Genomic DNA, 19,437 nt, shown 5'->3' with positions numbered 1-19,437 from the left:
CGGGCAGCGATCATGGACAACTTGCCCTTAGGGCCGATGCTCGCGGTAATCGCCTTGCTGATTTTGTGGGCGGCGCTGTTTACCGCCATCGAAGCCGCACAACAACACCTGCTGGCCCTGCGCCCCGGTACCCGCCAGGGCGACAAAGCCGCTGCCCGCCTGCACTTCCCACGCCCCAGCATGATCCTCTGCAACACCCTGTGCCGTGCTGGCGTGGTAATCCTTTGCACCCTGCTGGCGATCTACGCCTGGGCGCAAAACGGCGCGTGGCTGGGCTGGCTGGTCTCCTGCTCGATCCTGCTGGTGCTGGCCGATTACCTGCCGCGCGCCCTGGCCACCCGCCATCCGCAAGCGGTGCTGGGCTTCGGCAATGCCCTGCTGGGCGTGCCGCTGAAAATTATCTACCCCCTCGCCTGGCTGCTCAATGGCATCAGCCTGCTGTTGCTGCGCCCCTTTGCCCGCCCGCCGGGCATGGTGAAAAAAAGCGACGACCCGCAGCCCGACCATGATGACGAACCCGAGCCAGAGGGAGATGAACGTCGCACGCCCGGCATGCCCGGCATCCACGCGCTGGACAACATCACCGTCAACGACATCCTGGTGCCGCGCAGTGAAGTGGACGGCATCAACCTGGACGACTCGCTCGACGCGATCCTCGAGCAACTGCGCAACTCCCAGCGCACCCGCCTGCCGGTGTTCCACAGCGACATCAACCAAGTCGAAGCCGTGCTCAACACCCGGCTGATCCAGCACCTGCTACCGGATGCCAGCCTGACCAAGGAGACCTTGCTCGAGGCCTGCTACGAACCCTACTTCGTCCCGGAAAGCACGCCCCTGCAACTGCAACTGCTGAACTTCCACAAGCAACAGCGGCGCCTGGGCATGGTGGTGGACGAGTATGGCGAAGTGCTGGGCATCGTCACCCTGGAAGATATTCTCGAAGAAATCGTCGGCGAATTCGAAAGCGAACAAAGTGCCGACAACCCGCATATCGAAGCGCAACCGGACGGCCGCTACATCGTCGACGGCACCGCCTCGATCCGCGAATTGAACAAGAGCCTGGCCTGGCACCTGCCCAGCGACGGGCCCAAGACCCTCAACGGCCTGGTGACCGAAGCGCTGGAAACCATTCCCGATTGCGCGGTGTGCCTGAAGATCGGCCGCTACCGCCTGGAAATCCTCGAGACCGAAGACAACCGCGTGAGCAAGGTGCTGATCTGGCACACCAGCCGCGTGCCGGTCGCCACGTAGCCTCGCTGACGGAACACACTTCGAATCGTCGCACCGCCCCTCCCACACTGATCCACTGTGTGCAGACGATCAGATTTTCCCCTTGTTGGATGCGCAAACCCCTTCCTATAATCGGGTCGGCTTACCCAAGCCGCGCCCGACCGCGTGCTATCCGCACGGACCGCGTCCAGGCACTGCCTTGCCCTGTACGACCGGTGTCCGCTCTCATCCCGAGCCGCTCCGCCCACAACCCTGATCCATGGGTGTTCGACCAATAATAATCCGCGTCCAAACGCGCACTGCCCCTCAGGGATACCGCCATGAGCACCACCTATAACGAGGCTGCGACCGCCGCCCCGACCAACTCGACCGCCCGCGTCGCCACTGCCAGCATCGTCGGCACGGCCATCGAGTTCTACGACTTCTATATCTATGCCACTGCGGCCGCGCTGGTGATCGGCCCGGTGTTCTTCCCACAGACCTCCGGCACGGCGCAGATGCTCGCGTCGTTCCTGACCTTCGGCATCGCGTTCATCGCCCGCCCGCTGGGTTCGGCGCTGTTCGGCCACTTTGGCGACCGTATCGGCCGCAAATCGACGCTGGTGGCTTCGCTGCTGCTGATGGGGGTGTGTACCACGCTGATCGGCTTGCTGCCGGGGTATGACAGCATCGGCGCCTGGGCACCGATTCTGTTGTGCGTGCTGCGTTTCGGCCAGGGCCTGGGACTGGGCGGGGAATGGGGCGGTGCGGCGCTGCTCGCCACCGAGAACGCGCCGAAGGGCAAACGCGCGTGGTTCGGCATGTTCCCGCAACTCGGTCCTTCGATTGGCTTCCTGGCGGCCAACGGCCTGTTCCTGATCCTGGCCATGAACCTCAACGACGAGCAGTTCCGCAGTTGGGGCTGGCGCATCCCGTTCATCCTCAGCGCGGCGCTGGTTATGGTCGGCCTGTATGCGCGGCTGAAGCTGCATGAAACCCCGGTATTCGCCAGTGCGGTAGCGAAGGAAGCGCCGGTAAAAGTGCCGTTGGTGGAACTGTTCAGCCAGCATTGGCTGCCGGTGCTGCTGGGTGCCGCGTCGATGGTGGTGTTATGCGCTGTTCTATATCACCACGGCGTTTTCCCTGAGCTACGGCGTTTCGACCCTGGGCTACAGCCGCGAGACATTCCTCGGCTTGCTGTGTTTTGCCGTGTTGTTCATGGGCCTGGCGACGCCGCTGGCAGCCTTGGCCAGCGATCGATTCGGGCGCAAGCCGGTGCTGATTGTCGGTGCGCTGCTGGCGATTCTGTCGGGCTTCACCATGGAGCCGTTGCTGACCCACGGTTCGACCTGGGCCGTGGCGCTGTTCCTGGCCCTGGAGCTGTTCCTGATGGGTGTGACCTTCGCCCCAATGGGCGCGTTGCTGCCGGAACTGTTCCCAACCCGCGTGCGTTATACCGGCGCTTCGGCGGCGTATAACCTGGGTGGGATCGTCGGCGCGTCGGCGGCACCGTTCTTCGCGACCAAGCTGGTGGCGATGGGCGGGCTGAGTTATGTCGGCGGGTATGTGTCGGCGGCAGCGTTGCTGAGTTTGATTGCGGTGCTGTGCCTGAAAGAGACGCGGGATAACGATTTGAACAAGGTTGCCTGATAGATCGCTATCGGGGGCAAGCCCCTCCCACATGTTGACCGCATTCCTACAGATTAAACGCGGTTAAGTGTGGGAGGGGGCTTGCCCCCGATAGGCACGACGCGGTTTAGAGCTCTACAACAACCGCCTGAGCCGCACGGGTCGCCTTGGCGCGAGCCGCTTCAATCGACTCATCCCGCGCCAACGCCACGCCCATGCGGCGCTGGCCGTTGACTTCCGGCTTACCGAACAGACGCAACGCCGTGTCCGGCTCGCTCAGGGCCGCGCCGAGGTTGGCGAAGGCGGTCTGGGTCGATTGCCCTTCCACCAGGATCACCGCCGATGCCGAAGGCCCGAACTGACGGATCAATGGGATCGGCAGGCCCAGGATGGCGCGCGCGTGCAGGGCGAACTGCGACAGGTCCTGGGAAATCAAGGTGACCAGGCCGGTGTCATGCGGGCGTGGCGACACTTCGCTGAACCACACCTGATCGCCCTTGATGAACAACTCCACGCCAAACAGGCCGCGGCCGCCCAGGGATTCCGTGACGGCCTTGGCCACCCGCTCGGATTCCGCCAGGGCAATCGGGCTCATGGCCTGAGGCTGCCAGGATTCCTGGTAATCGCCCTTCTCCTGACGGTGGCCGACCGGCGCACAGAAGGTCGTGCCGCCGATGTGGCGCACGGTCAGCAGGGTGATTTCGTAGTCGAAGTCGATAAAGCCTTCGATGATCACCCGGCCCTTGCCGGCACGCCCGCCTTCCTGAGCGTAATCCCAGGCTTTCTGCACGTCGTCGGCACTGCGCAGCAGGCTCTGGCCCTTGCCCGACGAACTCATCACCGGCTTGACCACACACGGGAAGCCCAGGTCTTGCACGGCCTTGCTGTAGTCTTCGAAGGTATCGGCGAAGTGGTACGGCGAGGTCGGCAGGTCCAGCTCTTCGGCGGCCAGGCGCCGGATGCCTTCGCGGTTCATGGTCAGCGACGCGGCGCGCGCGGTCGGGATCACGGTGAAGCCTTCGGCCTCCAGCTCCACCAGGGTGGCGGTGGCGATGGCTTCGATTTCCGGCACGATGAAGTGCGGTTTTTCCGCCTCGATCACCGCACGCAGGGCCGCGCCGTCGAGCATGTTGATCACATGGCTGCGATGAGCCACCTGCATCGCCGGCGCGTTGGCGTAGCGATCCACGGCAATCACTTCAACGCCCAGGCGTTGCAGTTCGATTACCACTTCCTTGCCCAGCTCACCGCAGCCACACAGCAAAACGCGGGTCGCGGTTGGCGACAATGGAGTTCCGATTCGGGTCATCTCAGGTCCTCAGGGGAGCGGATCATGGGGAGAAAGGCCGGCATTTTACATGAACTGCACAGATTGGCTTCAGTTGGCGACGGCACGTTTGCGGATACGCCAGGCCATGATCAGCCAGACCGCCGTGACCCCGGCGAATTTCGACGCCAGCGCGGTGCCCACCACGGCAGGCGTAAGCGCGCCGATCAAGCCGAAAAAGATAAAGGTATCGAGGGGAATGCTCAGCGCCGAACTTATCCACAGGCGATCGTGGAGCGGGCGCTTGGTGATGCTGAACACCAGCCAGTCAATGCACTCGGACACCGCAAACGCGGTGGCGCTGGCCAGCGCGATGGACGGGTCGGAGGTGATATACGACAGCGCCAGCGCCGCCAGCATGGCAAGGATCGCGCCGTGGCCGAAGCGGGTTTGCACCATGTCGCGCAGGATAAACACCAGGCCGCCCCAGGCGGACCAGATCACATCCAGGTGCGGCGCGGTGGAGAAGGCGAAGTTGATCAGCACGACGCTGCTGATGTAGGCGATCAGGAAGAGCATGGGGGGATGGACCTGTGGGTAATGCCGCACAGGGTACACAATTACAGGGATGTCGTCTGGGATGGCGCCATCGGGGGCGAGCCCCCTCCCACATTCGACCGCGTTTAATCTGTAGGAACGCGGTCGAATGTGGGAGGGGGCTTGCCCCCGATAGCGATGATTCAGCCAACGGATTTACCGGACGCCATAAACACCAACCCACCCGCCAGCGCCCGCTCATGACACAACCCCAGCACCACCCGACGCTCGGCGTTGTCCATGCGGCTCCAACGCGTGATTTCTTCCACGGTACGCTGGCAGCCGGTGCAAATGTCGTCGTCATCCAGCGCGCAAATGCTCACGCACGGCGAGGCGACGGGGCGCTCTGGCGGCTTCATTCTTCCTGCTCGACCAGATCCCGCGCATAACGCTGGGCGTTATGCACATAGTGCGCAGCGCTGGCCTCGAGCATCTTCTTCTGCGCGTCAGTCAATTCGCGCACGACTTTGCCCGGCGAGCCCATGACCAGCGAGCCATCGGGAATCTCCTTGCCTTCGCCGATCAGCGAATTGGCGCCGATGATGCAGTGCTTGCCGATCTTCGCGCCGTTGAGGATCACCGCGTTGATGCCGATCAGGCTGTAGTCGCCGACGGTGCAGCCATGCAGCATGGCGTTATGGCCGATGGTCACGCCGGTGCCCAGGGTCAGCGGGTAACCCATGTCGGTGTGCATCACGCTGCCGTCCTGCACATTGCTGTTCTTGCCGATCAGGATCAGTTCGTTGTCGCCACGCAACACCGCGTTGAACCAGACATTGGCGCCCTCCTCCAGCTTGACCTTGCCCACCAGCGTGGCATTCGGCGCCACCCAGCTGTGTGGGTGCGTCTCGACGCGGGCGTCGCCCAGGCGGTATTTCATGATATGTCCTCACGACTGGCCATTTAAACGATGGCTTATAGATGGATGAAGCTCTTGGGCGGCTGGTGCAGGCTGATGTTGGCATCGTCATAGAGCAAATTGATCAGCTCGACGATCATGATTGCCGTCAGCCCCCAGATCTTGTATTCGCCGAACCGATAGCTCGGCACGTACCAACTGCGGCCCTGGTAATCGATGCGGTGCGTATGTTCGCGCGGGTCCTGGCGGAAAAACTCCAGGGGCACGCTGAAGACGGCGGCGATTTCGGCGTCGTTGGCCAGGTAGTCGACGTAGTCCGGGATGACGCCAACGTAGGGCGTGACCCGAATGCCATGCAGGGAAATCAGCGGGCTCAACGGGCCGATCACCTCGACCAGGCCAGGCGGCAGGCCGATTTCTTCTTCGGCTTCGCGCAGGGCGGTGAAGATCAGGTCCGGGTCTTCGGGGTCGCGACGCCCGCCGGGAAAGGCCACTTCGCCACCATGGGTCGACAGGCCGCTGGCGCGCAGGGTCAGGATCAGCTCAGGTTCGTCACTGCGGGTAATCGGCACCAGCACGGCGGCCTCGGGGAAACGCCCGTCGGTCTCAAGCCGTTGCGGTGTGTGATTGCTTACCCGGCGAAGTAGCTCGTCCAGCATGAGTCATCTCGGTCTGTTGGCTACTTTGCATCATGCACCAAAGCGCGCGGGCGCCCAACCCCAAAACCGAAGGGCTGTCGCGAAACGACAACTTGCAGGGCCCTGCCGCCCACGCCAAGATAGGCAGACTTTCCAGGAACCCCAGCATGAATTTCTGCAGCCAGTGCGGTAAACCGGTCACCCAACGCATTCCCGAAGGCGACGCACGCCTGCGTTTTGTATGCGATCACTGTCATACCATTCACTACCAGAACCCCAATATCGTCGCCGGCACCGTGCCGGTGTGGGGCGATCAAGTGTTGTTGTGTCGCCGCGCCATCGAGCCACGCCTGGGTTACTGGACCCTGCCCGCCGGTTTCATGGAGAACGGCGAGACCGTGGAACAGGCCGCCATGCGCGAGACCATGGAAGAAGCCTGCGCCCATGTACGCAACCTGAGCCTCTACACCCTGATCGACGTGCCGCATATCAGCCAAGTGCATGTGTTCTACCGCGCCGAGCTGATTGACCTGAACTTCGCCGCTGGCCCCGAAAGCCTGGAAGTGCGACTGTTCGACGAAGCCGATATCCCTTGGTCCGAGCTGGCTTTCCGCACAGTCGGGCGTACCTTAGAATACTTCTTCGCCGACCGTCGCCTACGGTCGTTCCCGGTGCGCAACGAAGCTGTGCCGCCGCTGTCCCAGCCCGCCCAATAACAAACCGGCAGATCGTCGTCCAAGGGAAATCGTTTTAATGCGTTGGTTGCTTGCTTTGCTCTGCCTGTCGTTCGCCACGTTGTCCTCAGCCACCACCCTGGAAACCCTGGGCGGCAAAACGGTCGAGAAAATTCTGGTCCTCAAGTCCGCCCATCAGTTGCAACTGATCAACGACGGCAAACCCCTCAAGACCTACCGTATCTCCCTGGGCAAAAACCCCAAGGGCACCAAGCTGATCGAGGGCGACCGTCGCACGCCGGAAGGCTTGTATTGGATCGACTGGCGCAAAACCAGCGACCGCTACAACCTGTCCATGCACATCTCCTACCCCAATATCAGCGATTCGGCCCGTGCCCGCCGCCAAGGCGTGAACCCCGGCAGCATGATCATGATCCACGGCACGCCCGACACCGCGGAGTACCCGGAGCAGTGGTTTCACACCCTGGACTGGACCGACGGCTGCATCGGCATGCGTAACGTCGACATGCGCGAAGTCTGGAACCTGGTCAAGGACGGCACCCTGGTCGAGATCCGCCCGTAACCTTCGCCCCTCGGTCAATTAACTAAAAAAAGTTTCCTGCCCTCGACAGCGCCTGCCGGTGAATACCAATTCACCCCGCAGGCTGCGCAGCTCTGCGCGCCTTAAAGACCTCTCTAATACCACTTGATACCAGACACCACTAAGGCGCCCTTAAACCAGGAGCCAAAGCGTTTTGGCAGCATTGACATGGTATTTAAGTGGTATTAGTTTCCGGCCAATACCGGGCGACAACACACTAATAACCGCATCGGAAACCTGACAGATGAACCCCATCCTGACGCTGCGTCCCGACGACAAGCAATCCACGCCGCTGTACCTGCAACTGGCCCGCAACCTGGAAGCGGCGATCCACGCCGGCCAATGGAAATCTGAACAGGCCCTGCCGTCGGAACGCGCCCTCAGCGAGCAGTTGAGCATCTCGCGCGTTACCGCCCGCAAGGCGCTGGAAGTCTTGTTTGCCCAAGGCCTGATCCGTCGCAGCCAAGGCTCCGGCACCTTTATCACGCCACGCCTGGAACAACCGCTGTCGCGCCTGTCGGGCTTCAGCGAGATGCTGCGACTCAAGGGGTTTGTGCCCAGCTCCCAGTGGCTGGAACGCGACATCAGCGCGCCGACCCACGAAGAGCTGATCCGCCTGGGCCTGTCGCCGACCGACAAAGTGGCGCGGCTCAAGCGCCTGCGCAAGGCGGACGACACGGTGATGGCCATCGAAATGACCACCATGCCCGCCGCGGTGCTGCCGCACCCGCAAGCCATCGGCCAGTCCCTCTACGAGTACCTCGAAGGCATCGGCAAACCCATCGTGCGCGCCCTGCAGCATATCCAGGCGATCAACGCCTCGGACGAGTTCGCCGCGCTGGTCGGCATCGCCCCCGGCACCGCCATGCTGTTGATGACCCGTGTCGGCTACACCGCCGACAACACCCCGATCGAAATCACCGACACCTACTGCCGCAACGACTACTACGACTTTGTCGCCGAGCTGCGTCGATAGGCCTTTGCCGCGCACTGCGGCCTTAGAGAACTGCCCATGTCCGAAGACAATATCCTCACACCCCATGGCTGGATTCGCGGCCGCCTGGTGCATGAACACGGCAAGGTGATCGCCATTGAAGGCGCACCTTGCGACCCGGCCGACAACGACTTGCCCTACCTGCTGCCGGGTTTTATCGACCTGCACGTCCACGGCGGTGGCGGCAAAGACATCATGGAAGGTGCCGACGCCTTCGAAACCATCACCCGCACCCACGTGCGCTTTGGCACCACGTCGTTGCTGGCCACCACCATGACCGCGCCGGCGGATGAAATCTCCAGCGTGCTCGGCCAGCTCGGCAGCTTCTGCGCGCAGCGCCCGAGCGGCAGCGCCCGGGTCCTCGGCGTACACCTGGAAGGGCCCTACATCAATCCGGGCAAACTCGGCGCGCAACCCAACTTCGCCCACACCGCATTGATGGAAGAAGTGGAAGCCTACCTGCGCCTGGCGCCGATCCGGGTGATCACCATCGCTCCGGAAATCGCCGGGCATGACCGCCTGATCCGCGCCCTCAGTACACGCGGCGTGCGTATGCAGATCGGCCACACCCTGGGCAGCTATGAAGAAGGCGTCGCGGCCCTCGCCGCCGGCGCCACCAGCTTCACGCATTTGTATAACGCCATGAGCCCGCTGCATCACCGTGAGCCCGGCATCGTCGGCGCGGCGCTGGCCCACGCGCAGTACGCGGAATTGATCCCGGATTTGCTCCACGTACACCCCGGCGCCATGCGCGTGGCCCTGCGCGCGATCCCGTGCCTGTACTGCGTCACCGATTCCACCGCCGCCGCCGGCATGCCCGACGGCGAATACAAGCTGGGCAGCCACACCGTGACCAAATGCCTGGGCGGCGTGCGCCTGGCCGACGGCACCCTGGCTGGCAGCACCCTGACCATGGATCAGGCGCTGCGCAACCTGGTGAAGATCGGCCTGCCCATCAGCGAAGCCTCACAACGCCTGTCGCAATTTCCGGCGGACTACCTGGGCCTGGAACAACGCGGCCGCCTGCAACCCGGCAGCTTTGCCGACTGCGTGCGCCTGGACCGCTCCCTGCACCTCACCGACGTCATGGTCGAAGGAGAAACCATTGTCTTCAAAAATGCTTGAAGAGGCCCTCGCCTCCAGCGACGCGGTCGCGGCGCAGTTGCAACGCCTGGCCCCGCGCCTGCAAGACATCGCCGAGCGCCTGCGCCGTCAGCCGCCGCACGTGGCGATGACTGTCGCTCGTGGCAGTTCCGACCACGCCGCGAGCTACTTCGCCTACCTGGCCATGCAGCACGTGGGCGTTCCGGTGGCGTCGTTGCCGATGTCGGTGGTGACCCTGCTGCACGCGCCGTTGAAGGTCAGCGGCCAGGTCGCGTTCGGCTTCTCTCAGTCGGGCCAGAGCCCGGACTTGGTCGACAGCCTGCGCCTGCTGCGCCAACGCGGCGCCTTGAGCATCTCGCTGGTGAATGCCGAAGACTCGCCCCTGGAAGCCGCCTGCGAATTCCATGTGCCGCTGTGCGCCGGGCCGGAACTCAGCGTGGCCGCGACCAAGAGCTTTATCGCGACCCTCAGCGCCAGCGCGCTGTTGATCGGCCACTGGAACCAGGAAACCGACCTGCTGCACGCCTGCCGTGCGTTGCCCGATGGCCTGCGCGAGGCGGCCAAACAGGATTGGACAAACGCCATCGACGCCCTGCGCGACTGCCAGCAGTTGATGGTCATCGGCCGTGGCGCCGGTTTTGCCATCGCCCAGGAAGCCGCGCTCAAGCTCAAGGAAACCTCGGCGATCCAGGCCGAAGCCTTCAGCAGCGCCGAGGTGCGTCATGGGCCGATGGCCTTGATCGACGACAACTACCCGCTGCTGATATTCGCCCCACGCGGTGCCGAGCAAGCCGGCCTGTTGAGCCTGGCCGCCGATATGCGCCAACGCGGCGCCCGCGTGTTGCTGGCGGCGCCGGACGATATCGCCGAACGCGACCTGCCGCTGAGCCGCGCCGAACACCCGAGCCTGGACCCGATCCTGGCCATCCAGAGTTTCTATGTCATGGCCGCCGGCCTGGCGCTCGCCCGTGGCATGAACCCGGACCAGCCGCGCCACCTGAGCAAAGTGACCCGCACCCACTGAGTGGCGTGCCGCGATTTCCTGATGAGTACCGTGCCCATGTCCAACAACAATAATGCATTGACCCTCGGCGCCCCCCTCAGCGGGCCGGTGCTGGCCCTGGGCAACGTCCCCGACGAAGTATTCGCCAGCGGCGCCATGGGTGACGGCCTGGCCATCGATCCGCTGAACGATAGCCTGTACGCACCGTGCGACGGCGAGATCATCCATGTCGCGCGCACCGGGCATGCGCTGACGCTTCGCGCGCAGAACGGCGCCGAGCTGTTGATGCATGTGGGCATCGACACCGTGGAGTTGAACGGCGAAGGGTTCGCCCTGCTGGTGAAGAACGGTGCGCAGGTGAGCAAGGGCCAGGTGCTGATACAGTTCGATCTGGACCGGATTGCGCGCCAGTGCAAAAGCCTGGTCAGCCTGATCATTCTCACCAACAGCGAGCGCTTCGAACTGACACCGCTGCCGCTGCGCTCAGTCAAACACGGTGAACCGCTGGCGCGCGTGGCGCTGCGTTCCGGCGCCGCGCTGCAAACCGCTGTGGATAACTCCGTCGCGCAAGCCAGCGCCAACGTGCGGATCACCCATCGCGGCGGCTTGCATGCGCGTCCGGCGGCATTGATCCGCAAGACCGCACAAGCGTTCAGCAGCCAGACGCAGTTGCACTTCGCCGGCAAGTCGGCCGCGTGCGACAGCTTGATCGGCCTGATGGGGCTGGGCATCGGTGAGGGCGATGAGGTGTGCGTCACCTGTCGCGGCAAGGACTGCGCTGCGGCATTGCAGGCGCTGGTCGCCGCGCTGTCTGTCGCCATCGGCGAAGAACCTCACACGCCGATGGCGGCCGCTCCACGCCGCGCGAATACCGAGGTCGGTGTGTTGCAAGGTGTCTGTGCGGCACCGGGCCTGGTGTGCGGGCCGCTGTTCCGCCTGAGCACGATCGAGTTGCCGGCCGATACCGGCAACCACTGCGCCGACGAACAGTTGCAACGGCTGGACGCGGCCCTTGAGCAAGTGCGCGGCGAAATCCGCACCACCCTGGACCTCGCCCGCCAACGCCGAAATGCCGAAGAAGAAGACATCTTCGCCGCCCACCTCGCCTTGCTGGAAGACCCCGCCCTGCTGGACACCGCCACCCGCGCCATCGAGCACGGCAGCGCCGCGCCCCACGCCTGGCGCGATGCGATCCAGGCGCAATGCGCGGTGTTGCTGGGCCTGGGCAAGCCGTTGCTGGCCGAGCGTTCCAACGACCTGCGCGACCTGCAACAACGGGTGCTGCGCGTGCTGCTCGGCGAAGCGTGGCACGTCGAGTTGCCTGCCGGGGCGATTGTCAGCGCCCACGAGCTGACGCCGTCGGACCTGCTGCAACTGAGCGCGCAACACGCCGCCGGCCTTTGCATGGCCGAGGGCGGCGCCACCTCCCATGTCGCGATCCTGGCCCGCGGGAAAGGCTTGCCGTGCGTGGTGGCATTGGGCGCCGAAGTGCTCGATGTGCCCCAAGGCCAACGCGTGGTGCTCGACGCGGCCAATGGTCGCCTGGAGCTGACACCCAGCGCGGCGCGCCACGCCGAAGTCGAGCGGATTCGCGAAACACAGAACCTGCGTCGCCAGGAACAACAGACCCAGGCCCGACTGCCAGCGAACACCCGCGATGGCATGACCATCGAAGTCGCCGCCAATGTCGCCTCCAGCGCCGAGGCCCAGCTGGCGTTTGAAAACGGCGCCGACGGCATCGGCCTGCTGCGCACCGAGTTCCTCTTCGTCGACCGCCGCACCGCGCCGGATGAACAGGAACAACGCCAGGCCTATCAAGCCGTGCTGGATGCGATGGGCGACAAGTCGGTGATCATCCGCACCATCGACGTGGGCGGCGACAAACAGCTCGACTACCTGCCGCTGCCGGTCGAGGCCAACCCGGTGCTGGGCCTGCGCGGCATTCGCCTGGCCCAGGTGCGCCCCGACGTGCTCGACCAGCAACTGCGCGCACTGCTGCAAGTCAGCCCGCTGGCGCGCTGCCGCATCCTGCTGCCGATGGTCAGCGAAGTCGACGAACTGCTGCAGATCCGCCAACGCCTGGATGAACTGTGCGTCGAGCTGCAACTGACCCAACGCCCGGAACTGGGGGTGATGATCGAAGTGCCCGCCGCCGCGCTGATGGCCGAACAACTGGCCAGGCATGCGGACTTCCTGTCCATCGGCACTAATGACCTGTCCCAGTACACCCTGGCCATGGACCGCGACCACGCCGGCCTCGCCGCGCGGGTCGATGCGCTGCACCCGGCGCTGCTGCGGCTGATCGCCCAGACCTGCGCGGGCGCGGCCAAACACGGGCGTTGGGTCGGCGTGTGCGGCGCCTTGGCATCCGACCCGCTGGCGACGCCGGTGTTGGTCGGGCTGGGGGTCAGCGAGCTGTCGGTCAGCCCGCCGCAGATCGGCGAAATCAAGGACCGCGTCCGCCACCTGGACGCGGCGCAATGCCGGCAACTGAGCCTGGGCCTGCTCGACCTGAGCAGCGCCAAGGCGGTACGCCAAGCCTGTCAACACCACTGGCCGCTGAGCTGACAACAACAAGAAAAGGGAGACACGCCATGTACCAACACCTTATCGAAGGCCTGCAACGCCTGGGCCGTGCGCTGATGCTGCCGATCGCGATCCTGCCGATCGCCGGCCTGCTGCTGCGCCTGGGCGACACCGACCTGCTCAACATCGCGGTGATGCACGACGCCGGGCAGGCGATCTTCGCCAACCTTGCGCTGATCTTCGCCATCGGCATCGCCGTGGGCTTTGCCCGCGACAATAACGGCACGGCCGGTTTGGCCGGGGCCATCGGTTACCTGGTGATGATCTCGACGCTCAAGGTGATGGACTCGACCATCAACATGGGCATGCTCGCCGGGATCGCCAGCGGCCTGATGGCGGGCGGGCTGTATAACCGCTTCAAGGACATCAAGCTGCCGGAGTACCTGGCGTTCTTCGGCGGGCGGCGATTCGTGCCGATTGTCACCGGGTTCAGCGCGGTCGGCCTGGGCGTGATCTTTGGCCTGATCTGGCCGCCGATCCAGCACGGCATCAACAGCTTCGGCGTGTTGCTGATGGAAAGCGGCAGCCTGGGGGCCTTCGTGTTTGGCGTGTTCAACCGCCTACTGATCGTCACCGGCCTGCACCATATCCTCAACAACATGGCGTGGTTCGTGTTCGGCAGCTTTACCGACCCGGTGACCGGCGCGGTGGTGACCGGCGACCTGACCCGCTACTTCGCCGGTGACCCGAAAGGTGGCCAGTTCATGACCGGCATGTTCCCGGTGATGCTGTTCGGCCTGCCCGCCGCATGCCTGGCGATGTACCGCAACGCCCTGCCGGAACGACGCAAAGTGATGGGCGGGATTTTCCTGTCGATGGCGCTGACCTCGTTCCTGACCGGCGTGACCGAACCGATCGAATTCGCCTTCATGTTCCTCGCGCCGTTCCTGTACCTGCTGCATGCGCTGCTGACCGGGCTGTCGATGGCGGTCACCAACCTGCTGGATATCCACCTCGGGTTTACTTTCTCCGGCGGCTTTATCGACATGGTGCTGGGCTGGGGCAAGTCCACCAACGGTTGGCTGGTCGTACCGGTCGGCCTGGCTTATGCGGCGATTTACTACAGCGTGTTCAGCTACTGCATCCGCCGCTTCAACCTGAAGACACCGGGCCGCGAAGATATCCCGGTGGCGCAGGCCGAAGCGATGAGCGATAACCAGCGCGCCACGGCTTACATCCACGCGCTGGGAGGTGCGGACAACCTGCTCAGCGTCGGGGCTTGCACCACGCGCCTGCGCCTGGACATGGTCGACCGCAACAAAGCGGTGGATGCACAGTTGAAAGCCCTCGGCGCGATGGCCGTGGTGCGGCCGGGCAACGGCGGCAGTTTGCAGGTGGTGGTCGGGCCGATGGCCGACAGCATTGCCGATGAGATTCGCCTGGCGATGCCAGCGTTTGTGGCGGGCGCGCCGGTGGATAAACCGGTCGCGGTCAATGTGCAGGAAGCCGAGCAATGGTTGAGTGCATTGGGCGGCCGGGGGAATGTGCGCCAGCTGGAAGCGGTGGCGATGACCCGGTTGCGGGTGGAGCTGGGGGATGATTCGGTGGTGTCCGAGGCTCAACTGACGGCACTTGGTTGCCAAGGCGTCAGCCAACTTGATAGCGGTGTTTGGCACCTGCTGATTGGTGACAAGGCCTCGGGCTTGAGTGAGGTATTGGAGCGACTGGTCAGCGTCCATGAGGTCGGCGCCAGGGTTTAAGAGAGGTAGTGGTTGTTCTGGCCTCATCGCGGGCAAGCCCCCTCCCACATTTGACCGAGTTCCAACGCTGGAATGCGGGTAAATGTGGGAGGGGGCTTGCCCGCGATGAGGCCCTTACAGCCAACAAAAAACCCACTGACCAAACTGGCCCAGCGGGTTTCTCGTTCACGCAATCAACGAATCAGAAATCCGCCAACCGCCACACCTCATACGCCGGTGTCTCATAGGGATGGCTCAGCTTCAACGCAGCCACAACAGCCACGATCAGCTCATCCGCCACCACCAGCTCAACCTTCCACTCTTCAACCACTTCAACCTGGCCGACTTGCCCGAGAAACGGCTGGCTGCCGTCCAACGCGCGGAATTGGCCCTGGCCCAGCACTTGCCAGGCGCAGCTGTCGTAGTCGCCGATGCGCCCGCCGCCGGCTGCGAAGACGGCGGCTTTCACCGCCTCCACATGGCTGCCGGGCACGAAGAAGCTGAGCTTGTACACCGCCTTAGTTCACCCACGCGCGCGCGTTGCGGAACATCCGCATCCACGCGCCGTCTTCGTTCCACTCTTCCGGGCGCCACGAGTTCTGCACGGCGCGGAATACACGCTCCGGGTGCGGCATCATGATGGTGACGCGACCGTCGCGGCTGGTGAGGCCGGTGATCCCGCGCGGCGAGCCGTTCGGGTTGGCCGGGTAGCTTTCGGTGACCTTGCCGTGGTTGTCGACGAAACGCATGGCGACGCAACCGGATACATCAGCTTCGAGCAAGGCTTCTTCGCTGGCGAACTCGGCATGGCCTTCACCGTGGGCGATGGCGATGGGCATACGCGAACCGGCCATGCCTTGCAGGAAGATCGAGTTGGACTCCTGCACCTGCACCATGGCGACACGGGCTTCGAACTGCTCGGAACGGTTACGCACGAAGTGCGGCCAGAACTCGCTGCCCGGGATCAGTTCGTGGAGGTTGGACATCATCTGGCAACCGTTGCACACACCCAGGGTGAAGCTGTCGTTGCGCTCGAAGAAGCCCTGGAACGCGTCGCGGGCACGGCTGTTGAACAGGGCCGACTTGGCCCAGCCTTCACCGGCACCCAGCACGTCGCCGTAGGAGAAACCGCCGCAGGCCACCAGGCCTTTGAACTCATTGAGGTCGACGCGACCGGCGAGGATGTCGCTCATGTGTACGTCGATCGCATTGAAGCCGGCGCGGTCGAACGCGGCCGCCATTTCCACCTGACCGTTGACGCCCTGCTCGCGCAGTACGGCAACCTGTGGGCGAATGCCTTTCTTGATGTACGGCGCGGCGATGTCCTGGTTGACGTCGAAGCTGAGCTTGGTGCTCAGACCCGGGTTGTCTTCTTCCAGGATCACGTCGAATTCCTGCTCGGCGCAGTCGGCGTTATCGCGCAGGCGCTGGATCTGGTAGCTGGTCTCGGCCCACTGGCGCTGCAGCAGACGGCGCTGGCCTTCGAACACGGTGTCGCCGTTGAAGACGATGTCGATCTGACCGTTGTTGATCGGCTGGCCGATCACGGCCACGCAATCGCCCAGGCCGGCGGCGCTGAACTGTGCCAATACGTTTGGCGTCGCGTCCTGGCGCACCTGGATCACCGCACCCAGCTCTTCGTTGAACAGGATGCCGTTGAGTTCAGAGGCGTCCTCGGCAACGCTGTCGAGCACCAGGTTCAAGCCGCAGTGACCGGCGAAGGCCATCTCGACCACGCTGGTCAACAGACCACCGTCGGAACGGTCGTGGTAGGCCAGCAGGTGGCCGTCGGCGTTGAGGCCCTGGATCACGGCGAAGAAGGCTTTCAGGTCTTCGGCGTCATCGACGTCCGGCGCGTGTTTGCCGAGCTTGCCATGGGTTTGCGCGAGGATCGAAGCGCCCATGCGGTTCTGGCCACGGCCCAGGTCGATCAGGATCAGATCGGTGGTGCCCTTGTCCATGCGCAGTTGCGGGGTCAGGGTCTGGCGGATGTCGGTGACCGGCGCGAAACCGGTGACGATCAACGACAGCGGCGAGGTGACGCTCTTGTCCACGCCTTCGTCGTTCCAGCGGGTGGCCATGGACATGGAGTCCTTGCCCACCGGAATGGTGATCCCCAGTTCCGGGCACAGCTCCATGCCGACAGCCTTGACGGTGTCGTACAGGCGCGCGTCTTCGCCGGGGTGGCCGGCAGCAGACATCCAGTTGGCCGACAACTTGATGTCGGACAGCTTGCCGATACGGGACGCGGCGATGTTGGTGAGGGTTTCACCAATGGCCATGCGGCCCGACGCCGGAGCGTCCAACAGGGCCAGCGGCGTGCGTTCGCCCATGGCCATGGCTTCACCGGTGTAGACGTCGAAGCTGGTGGCGGTGACGGCAACGTCGGCCACCGGCACTTGCCATGGGCCGACCATTTGGTCACGGGCCACCAGGCCGGTGATGGTGCGGTCGCCGATGGTGATCAGGAAACTTTTGCTCGCGACCGCCGGGTGGTGCAGCACGCGTTCGATGCTGTCGGCCAATTCCAGTGTGCTTGGGTCGAAGTCATCGCCCAGCTCGGTTTCACGTACCGCCGAGCGGTGCATGCGCGGGGCTTTGCCCAGCAGCACTTCGAGCGGCATGTCCACCGGGCTGTTGCCGAAGTGGCTGTCGGTGACCGTCAGTTGCGGCTCGGCAGTGGCTTCGCCGACCACGGCAAACGGGCAACGCTCGCGTTCGCAGATGGCCTGGAAGCGCGCGAAGTCTTCAGGGCCGACGGCCAGGACGTAGCGTTCCTGGGACTCGTTGCTCCAGATTTCGTGCGGGGCCATGCCCGGCTCGTCGTTTGGAATGTTGCGCAGTTCGAAACGGCCGCCACGCTCGCCATCGTTGACCAGTTCCGGGAAGGCGTTGGACAAACCGCCAGCGCCGACGTCGTGGATGAAGCTGATCGGGTTCTTGTCACCCAACTGCCAGCAACGGTCGATGACTTCCTGGCAGCGGCGCTCCATCTCTGGGTTTTCGCGCTGTACCGAAGCGAAGTCCAGGTCCGCCGAGCTGGTGCCGGTGGCCATGGAGGAAGCCGCGCCGCCGCCCAGGCCGATCAGCATCGCCGGGCCGCCGAGCACGATCAGCTTGGAGCCGACCAGGATCTCGCCTTTCTTGACGTGTTCTTCACGGATGTTGCCCATGCCGCCGGCCAACATGATCGGCTTGTGGTAACCGCGCACTTCGTCGCCACGCGGGGTGGTGATGGACTGTTCGAAGGTACGGAAATAACCGGTCAGCGCCGGACGGCCGAATTCGTTGTTGAACGCGGCGCCGCCCAGCGGGCCTTCGATCATGATGTCCAGCGCGGTGACGATGCGCTCCGGCTTGCCGTAGGGCACTTCCCACGGCTGTTCGAAGCCCGGGATCTGCAGGTTGGACACAGTGAAACCGGTCAGCCCGGCCTTGGGCTTGGCGCCACGGCCGGTGGCACCTTCGTCGCGGATCTCGCCGCCGGAACCGGTGGCTGCGCCCGGGAACGGGGCAATCGCGGTCGGGTGGTTGTGGGTCTCGACTTTCATCAGGATGTGTACCGGTTCCTGCACCGCGCCGTACTGGCGGGTTTCAGGGTCCGGGAAGAAACGGCCGGCGACGCTGCCGACGATGACCGAAGCGTTGTCCTTATAAGCCGACAGAACGCCTTCGCTGTGCATCACGTAGGTGTTCTTGATCATGCCGAACAGGCTTTTTTCCTGGCTTTCGCCGTCGATGTCCCAACTGGCGTTGAAGATCTTGTGACGGCAGTGCTCGGAGTTGGCCTGGGCGAACATCATCAGTTCGATGTCGTGCGGGTTGCGCTTCAAGCCGTTGAAGGCGTTGACCAGATAATCGATCTCGTCTTCGGCCAGGGCCAGGCCCAGCTCGGTGTTGGCCTTCGCGAGGGCGGCGCGGCCACCGCCGAGCACGTCAATCGCGGTCAGCGGCTTGGGCTCGGCGTGGCTGAACAGAGCACCGGCCTGTTCCAGCTGGCTGACGATGATCTGGGTCATGCGGTCGTGCAGGCTGCCGGCGATCAGCTCGGCTTCGGCCTCGCTGAACTGGCCCGCGACATAGAAGGCAATACCGCGTTCCAGGCGCTGGATTTTTTCCAGGCCGCAGTTGCGGGCGATATCGCTGGCCTTGCTCGACCAGGGCGAGATGGTGCCGAACCGCGGCAGAACCAGGAACAAGCGGCCGGTCGGCTCTTGAACGGGAACGCTTGGGCCGTACTTCAGAAGGCGTGCCAGCACTTGCTGTTCGTCGGCGGTCAAGACGCCGGTCACGTCGGCGAAATGAGCAAATTCAGCATACAGGCCTGTAACAGCTGGAACCTTCTGGCTCAGTTGCTCAAGGAGTTTGCTGTGGCGAAAGGCAGAAAGGGCAGGAGCGCCGCGCAGGATCAACATCTTCGGGACAGCCTCGGGAAGGGGTGTGCTTTGAGGCCGTGCATTCTAACGTAAACCGTCGTCAACGGCACCCGAAACACTAACGCTGGCCGCTGCCGAACGTCAGTTGGCTGGGTTTGTAAGGTGTCGGGGCGTTATCCGGGGCGGCGGGCACAGTTATTTTAACCGTCACAATCGCTCGC

General features: G+C 64.0%; 15 protein-coding genes and 1 pseudogene. 9 read left to right on the top strand and 7 right to left on the bottom strand.

What is annotated here, in order from left to right; all coding sequences use genetic code 11:
- The first annotated feature begins 12 nt into the window (after nucleotides 1-12).
- Together C5F70_RS30365 and C5F70_RS30360 are read left to right on the top strand one after the other, a co-directional pair.
- On the top strand, nucleotides 13-1,251 hold the full coding sequence (locus C5F70_RS30365) for a transporter associated domain-containing protein (RefSeq protein ID WP_104902545.1): 1,239 nt from the start codon (nucleotides 13-15) through the stop codon (nucleotides 1,249-1,251).
- 299 nt (nucleotides 1,252-1,550) lie between these two features.
- A pseudogene (locus tag C5F70_RS30360) lies at nucleotides 1,551-2,859 on the top strand (MFS transporter).
- A gap of 106 nt (nucleotides 2,860-2,965) precedes the next feature.
- On the opposite strand, the gene purT reads toward C5F70_RS30360, so the two are convergent.
- From purT to C5F70_RS30335, 5 genes are all read right to left on the bottom strand, one after another.
- The gene (gene purT, locus C5F70_RS30355; RefSeq protein ID WP_026139924.1) at nucleotides 2,966-4,147 is read right to left on the bottom strand and encodes a formate-dependent phosphoribosylglycinamide formyltransferase; all 1,182 of its coding nucleotides are present in this window, start codon (nucleotides 4,145-4,147) and stop codon (nucleotides 2,966-2,968) included.
- Nucleotides 4,148-4,216: 69 nt separating this feature from the next.
- Nucleotides 4,217-4,684, bottom strand: coding sequence for a VUT family protein (locus C5F70_RS30350; protein WP_017846141.1), 468 nt, complete (start codon nucleotides 4,682-4,684; stop codon nucleotides 4,217-4,219).
- A 161-nt stretch (nucleotides 4,685-4,845) separates the two neighbouring features.
- On the bottom strand, nucleotides 4,846-5,061 hold the full coding sequence (locus tag C5F70_RS30345) for a DUF1289 domain-containing protein (protein WP_046382197.1): 216 nt from the start codon (nucleotides 5,059-5,061) through the stop codon (nucleotides 4,846-4,848).
- Nucleotides 5,058-5,582 carry a gamma carbonic anhydrase family protein gene (locus tag C5F70_RS30340; RefSeq protein WP_017846143.1) on the bottom strand — a complete coding sequence of 175 codons (525 nt, stop codon included), beginning with the start codon at nucleotides 5,580-5,582 and terminating at the stop codon, nucleotides 5,058-5,060. Before C5F70_RS30340 ends, C5F70_RS30345 begins: the two co-directional genes overlap by 4 nt.
- A 35-nt stretch (nucleotides 5,583-5,617) precedes the next feature.
- Nucleotides 5,618-6,220 (bottom strand): CoA pyrophosphatase, encoded by a 603-nt coding sequence (locus C5F70_RS30335; protein WP_017846144.1) that lies wholly within the window; start codon nucleotides 6,218-6,220, stop codon nucleotides 5,618-5,620.
- Between the two features lie 146 nt (nucleotides 6,221-6,366).
- Between C5F70_RS30335 and C5F70_RS30330 the strand changes: the two genes are divergently transcribed.
- From C5F70_RS30330 to nagE, 7 genes are all read left to right on the top strand, one after another.
- Nucleotides 6,367-6,915 carry an NUDIX hydrolase gene (locus tag C5F70_RS30330; RefSeq protein WP_017846145.1) on the top strand — a complete coding sequence of 183 codons (549 nt, stop codon included), beginning with the start codon at nucleotides 6,367-6,369 and terminating at the stop codon, nucleotides 6,913-6,915.
- Nucleotides 6,916-6,952: 37 nt separating this feature from the next.
- Complete coding sequence (locus C5F70_RS30325; protein ID WP_017846146.1) at nucleotides 6,953-7,456, top strand: murein L,D-transpeptidase family protein; 504 nt, start codon at nucleotides 6,953-6,955, stop codon at nucleotides 7,454-7,456.
- Between the two features lie 262 nt (nucleotides 7,457-7,718).
- Nucleotides 7,719-8,450: a GntR family transcriptional regulator gene (locus C5F70_RS30320; RefSeq protein WP_017846147.1), complete on the top strand. Its 732-nt coding sequence runs from the start codon at nucleotides 7,719-7,721 to the stop codon at nucleotides 8,448-8,450.
- Between the two features lie 36 nt (nucleotides 8,451-8,486).
- The gene (gene nagA / locus C5F70_RS30315; RefSeq protein WP_104904516.1) at nucleotides 8,487-9,593 is read left to right on the top strand and encodes an N-acetylglucosamine-6-phosphate deacetylase; all 1,107 of its coding nucleotides are present in this window, start codon (nucleotides 8,487-8,489) and stop codon (nucleotides 9,591-9,593) included.
- Nucleotides 9,586-10,596, top strand: coding sequence for an SIS domain-containing protein (locus tag C5F70_RS30310; RefSeq protein WP_371920084.1), 1,011 nt, complete (start codon nucleotides 9,586-9,588; stop codon nucleotides 10,594-10,596). Before nagA ends, C5F70_RS30310 begins: the two co-directional genes overlap by 8 nt.
- A 36-nt stretch (nucleotides 10,597-10,632) precedes the next feature.
- Nucleotides 10,633-13,143, top strand: coding sequence for a phosphoenolpyruvate--protein phosphotransferase (gene ptsP / locus C5F70_RS30305; protein WP_104904514.1), 2,511 nt, complete (start codon nucleotides 10,633-10,635; stop codon nucleotides 13,141-13,143).
- A 26-nt stretch (nucleotides 13,144-13,169) separates the two neighbouring features.
- Nucleotides 13,170-14,861, top strand: a complete 1,692-nt coding sequence (gene nagE, locus C5F70_RS30300; RefSeq protein ID WP_104904513.1) for an N-acetylglucosamine-specific PTS transporter subunit IIBC — start codon at nucleotides 13,170-13,172, stop codon at nucleotides 14,859-14,861.
- Between the two features lie 181 nt (nucleotides 14,862-15,042).
- Here the strand turns inward: nagE and C5F70_RS30295 are convergent, their stop codons facing one another.
- Nucleotides 15,043-15,354, bottom strand: a complete 312-nt coding sequence (locus C5F70_RS30295; protein ID WP_017846152.1) for an NIF3 1 — start codon at nucleotides 15,352-15,354, stop codon at nucleotides 15,043-15,045.
- Nucleotides 15,355-15,358: 4 nt separating this feature from the next.
- The gene (gene purL / locus C5F70_RS30290; RefSeq protein ID WP_104904512.1) at nucleotides 15,359-19,255 is read right to left on the bottom strand and encodes a phosphoribosylformylglycinamidine synthase; all 3,897 of its coding nucleotides are present in this window, start codon (nucleotides 19,253-19,255) and stop codon (nucleotides 15,359-15,361) included.
- Nucleotides 19,256-19,437 lie beyond the last annotated feature (182 nt).

It is taken from the genome of Pseudomonas sp. LH1G9, assembly GCF_002949975.1.
In the GTDB taxonomy this organism is placed as follows: Bacteria; Pseudomonadota; Gammaproteobacteria; order Pseudomonadales; family Pseudomonadaceae; genus Aquipseudomonas; species Aquipseudomonas veronii.
This window is presented reverse-complemented; position numbering and strand designations above follow the sequence as displayed.

Bases quoted from the DNA above. Each gene is read 5' to 3' on its own strand.
- C5F70_RS30310 (WP_371920084.1), top strand. From the start codon at position 9,586: ATGCTTGAAGAGGCCCTCGCCTCCAGCGACGCGGTCGCGGCGCAGTTG.
- C5F70_RS30320 (WP_017846147.1), top strand. From the start codon at position 7,719: ATGAACCCCATCCTGACGCTGCGTCCCGACGACAAGCAATCCACGCCG.
- purT (WP_026139924.1), bottom strand. From the start codon at position 4,147: ATGACCCGAATCGGAACTCCATTGTCGCCAACCGCGACCCGCGTTTTG.
- C5F70_RS30330 (WP_017846145.1), top strand. From the start codon at position 6,367: ATGAATTTCTGCAGCCAGTGCGGTAAACCGGTCACCCAACGCATTCCC.
- C5F70_RS30365 (WP_104902545.1), top strand. From the start codon at position 13: ATGGACAACTTGCCCTTAGGGCCGATGCTCGCGGTAATCGCCTTGCTG.
- ptsP (WP_104904514.1), top strand. From the start codon at position 10,633: ATGTCCAACAACAATAATGCATTGACCCTCGGCGCCCCCCTCAGCGGG.
- C5F70_RS30350 (WP_017846141.1), bottom strand. From the start codon at position 4,684: ATGCTCTTCCTGATCGCCTACATCAGCAGCGTCGTGCTGATCAACTTC.
- C5F70_RS30340 (WP_017846143.1), bottom strand. From the start codon at position 5,582: ATGAAATACCGCCTGGGCGACGCCCGCGTCGAGACGCACCCACACAGC.
- nagE (WP_104904513.1), top strand. From the start codon at position 13,170: ATGTACCAACACCTTATCGAAGGCCTGCAACGCCTGGGCCGTGCGCTG.
- C5F70_RS30325 (WP_017846146.1), top strand. From the start codon at position 6,953: ATGCGTTGGTTGCTTGCTTTGCTCTGCCTGTCGTTCGCCACGTTGTCC.
- nagA (WP_104904516.1), top strand. From the start codon at position 8,487: ATGTCCGAAGACAATATCCTCACACCCCATGGCTGGATTCGCGGCCGC.
- C5F70_RS30345 (WP_046382197.1), bottom strand. From the start codon at position 5,061: ATGAAGCCGCCAGAGCGCCCCGTCGCCTCGCCGTGCGTGAGCATTTGC.
- C5F70_RS30335 (WP_017846144.1), bottom strand. From the start codon at position 6,220: ATGCTGGACGAGCTACTTCGCCGGGTAAGCAATCACACACCGCAACGG.
- purL (WP_104904512.1), bottom strand. From the start codon at position 19,255: ATGTTGATCCTGCGCGGCGCTCCTGCCCTTTCTGCCTTTCGCCACAGC.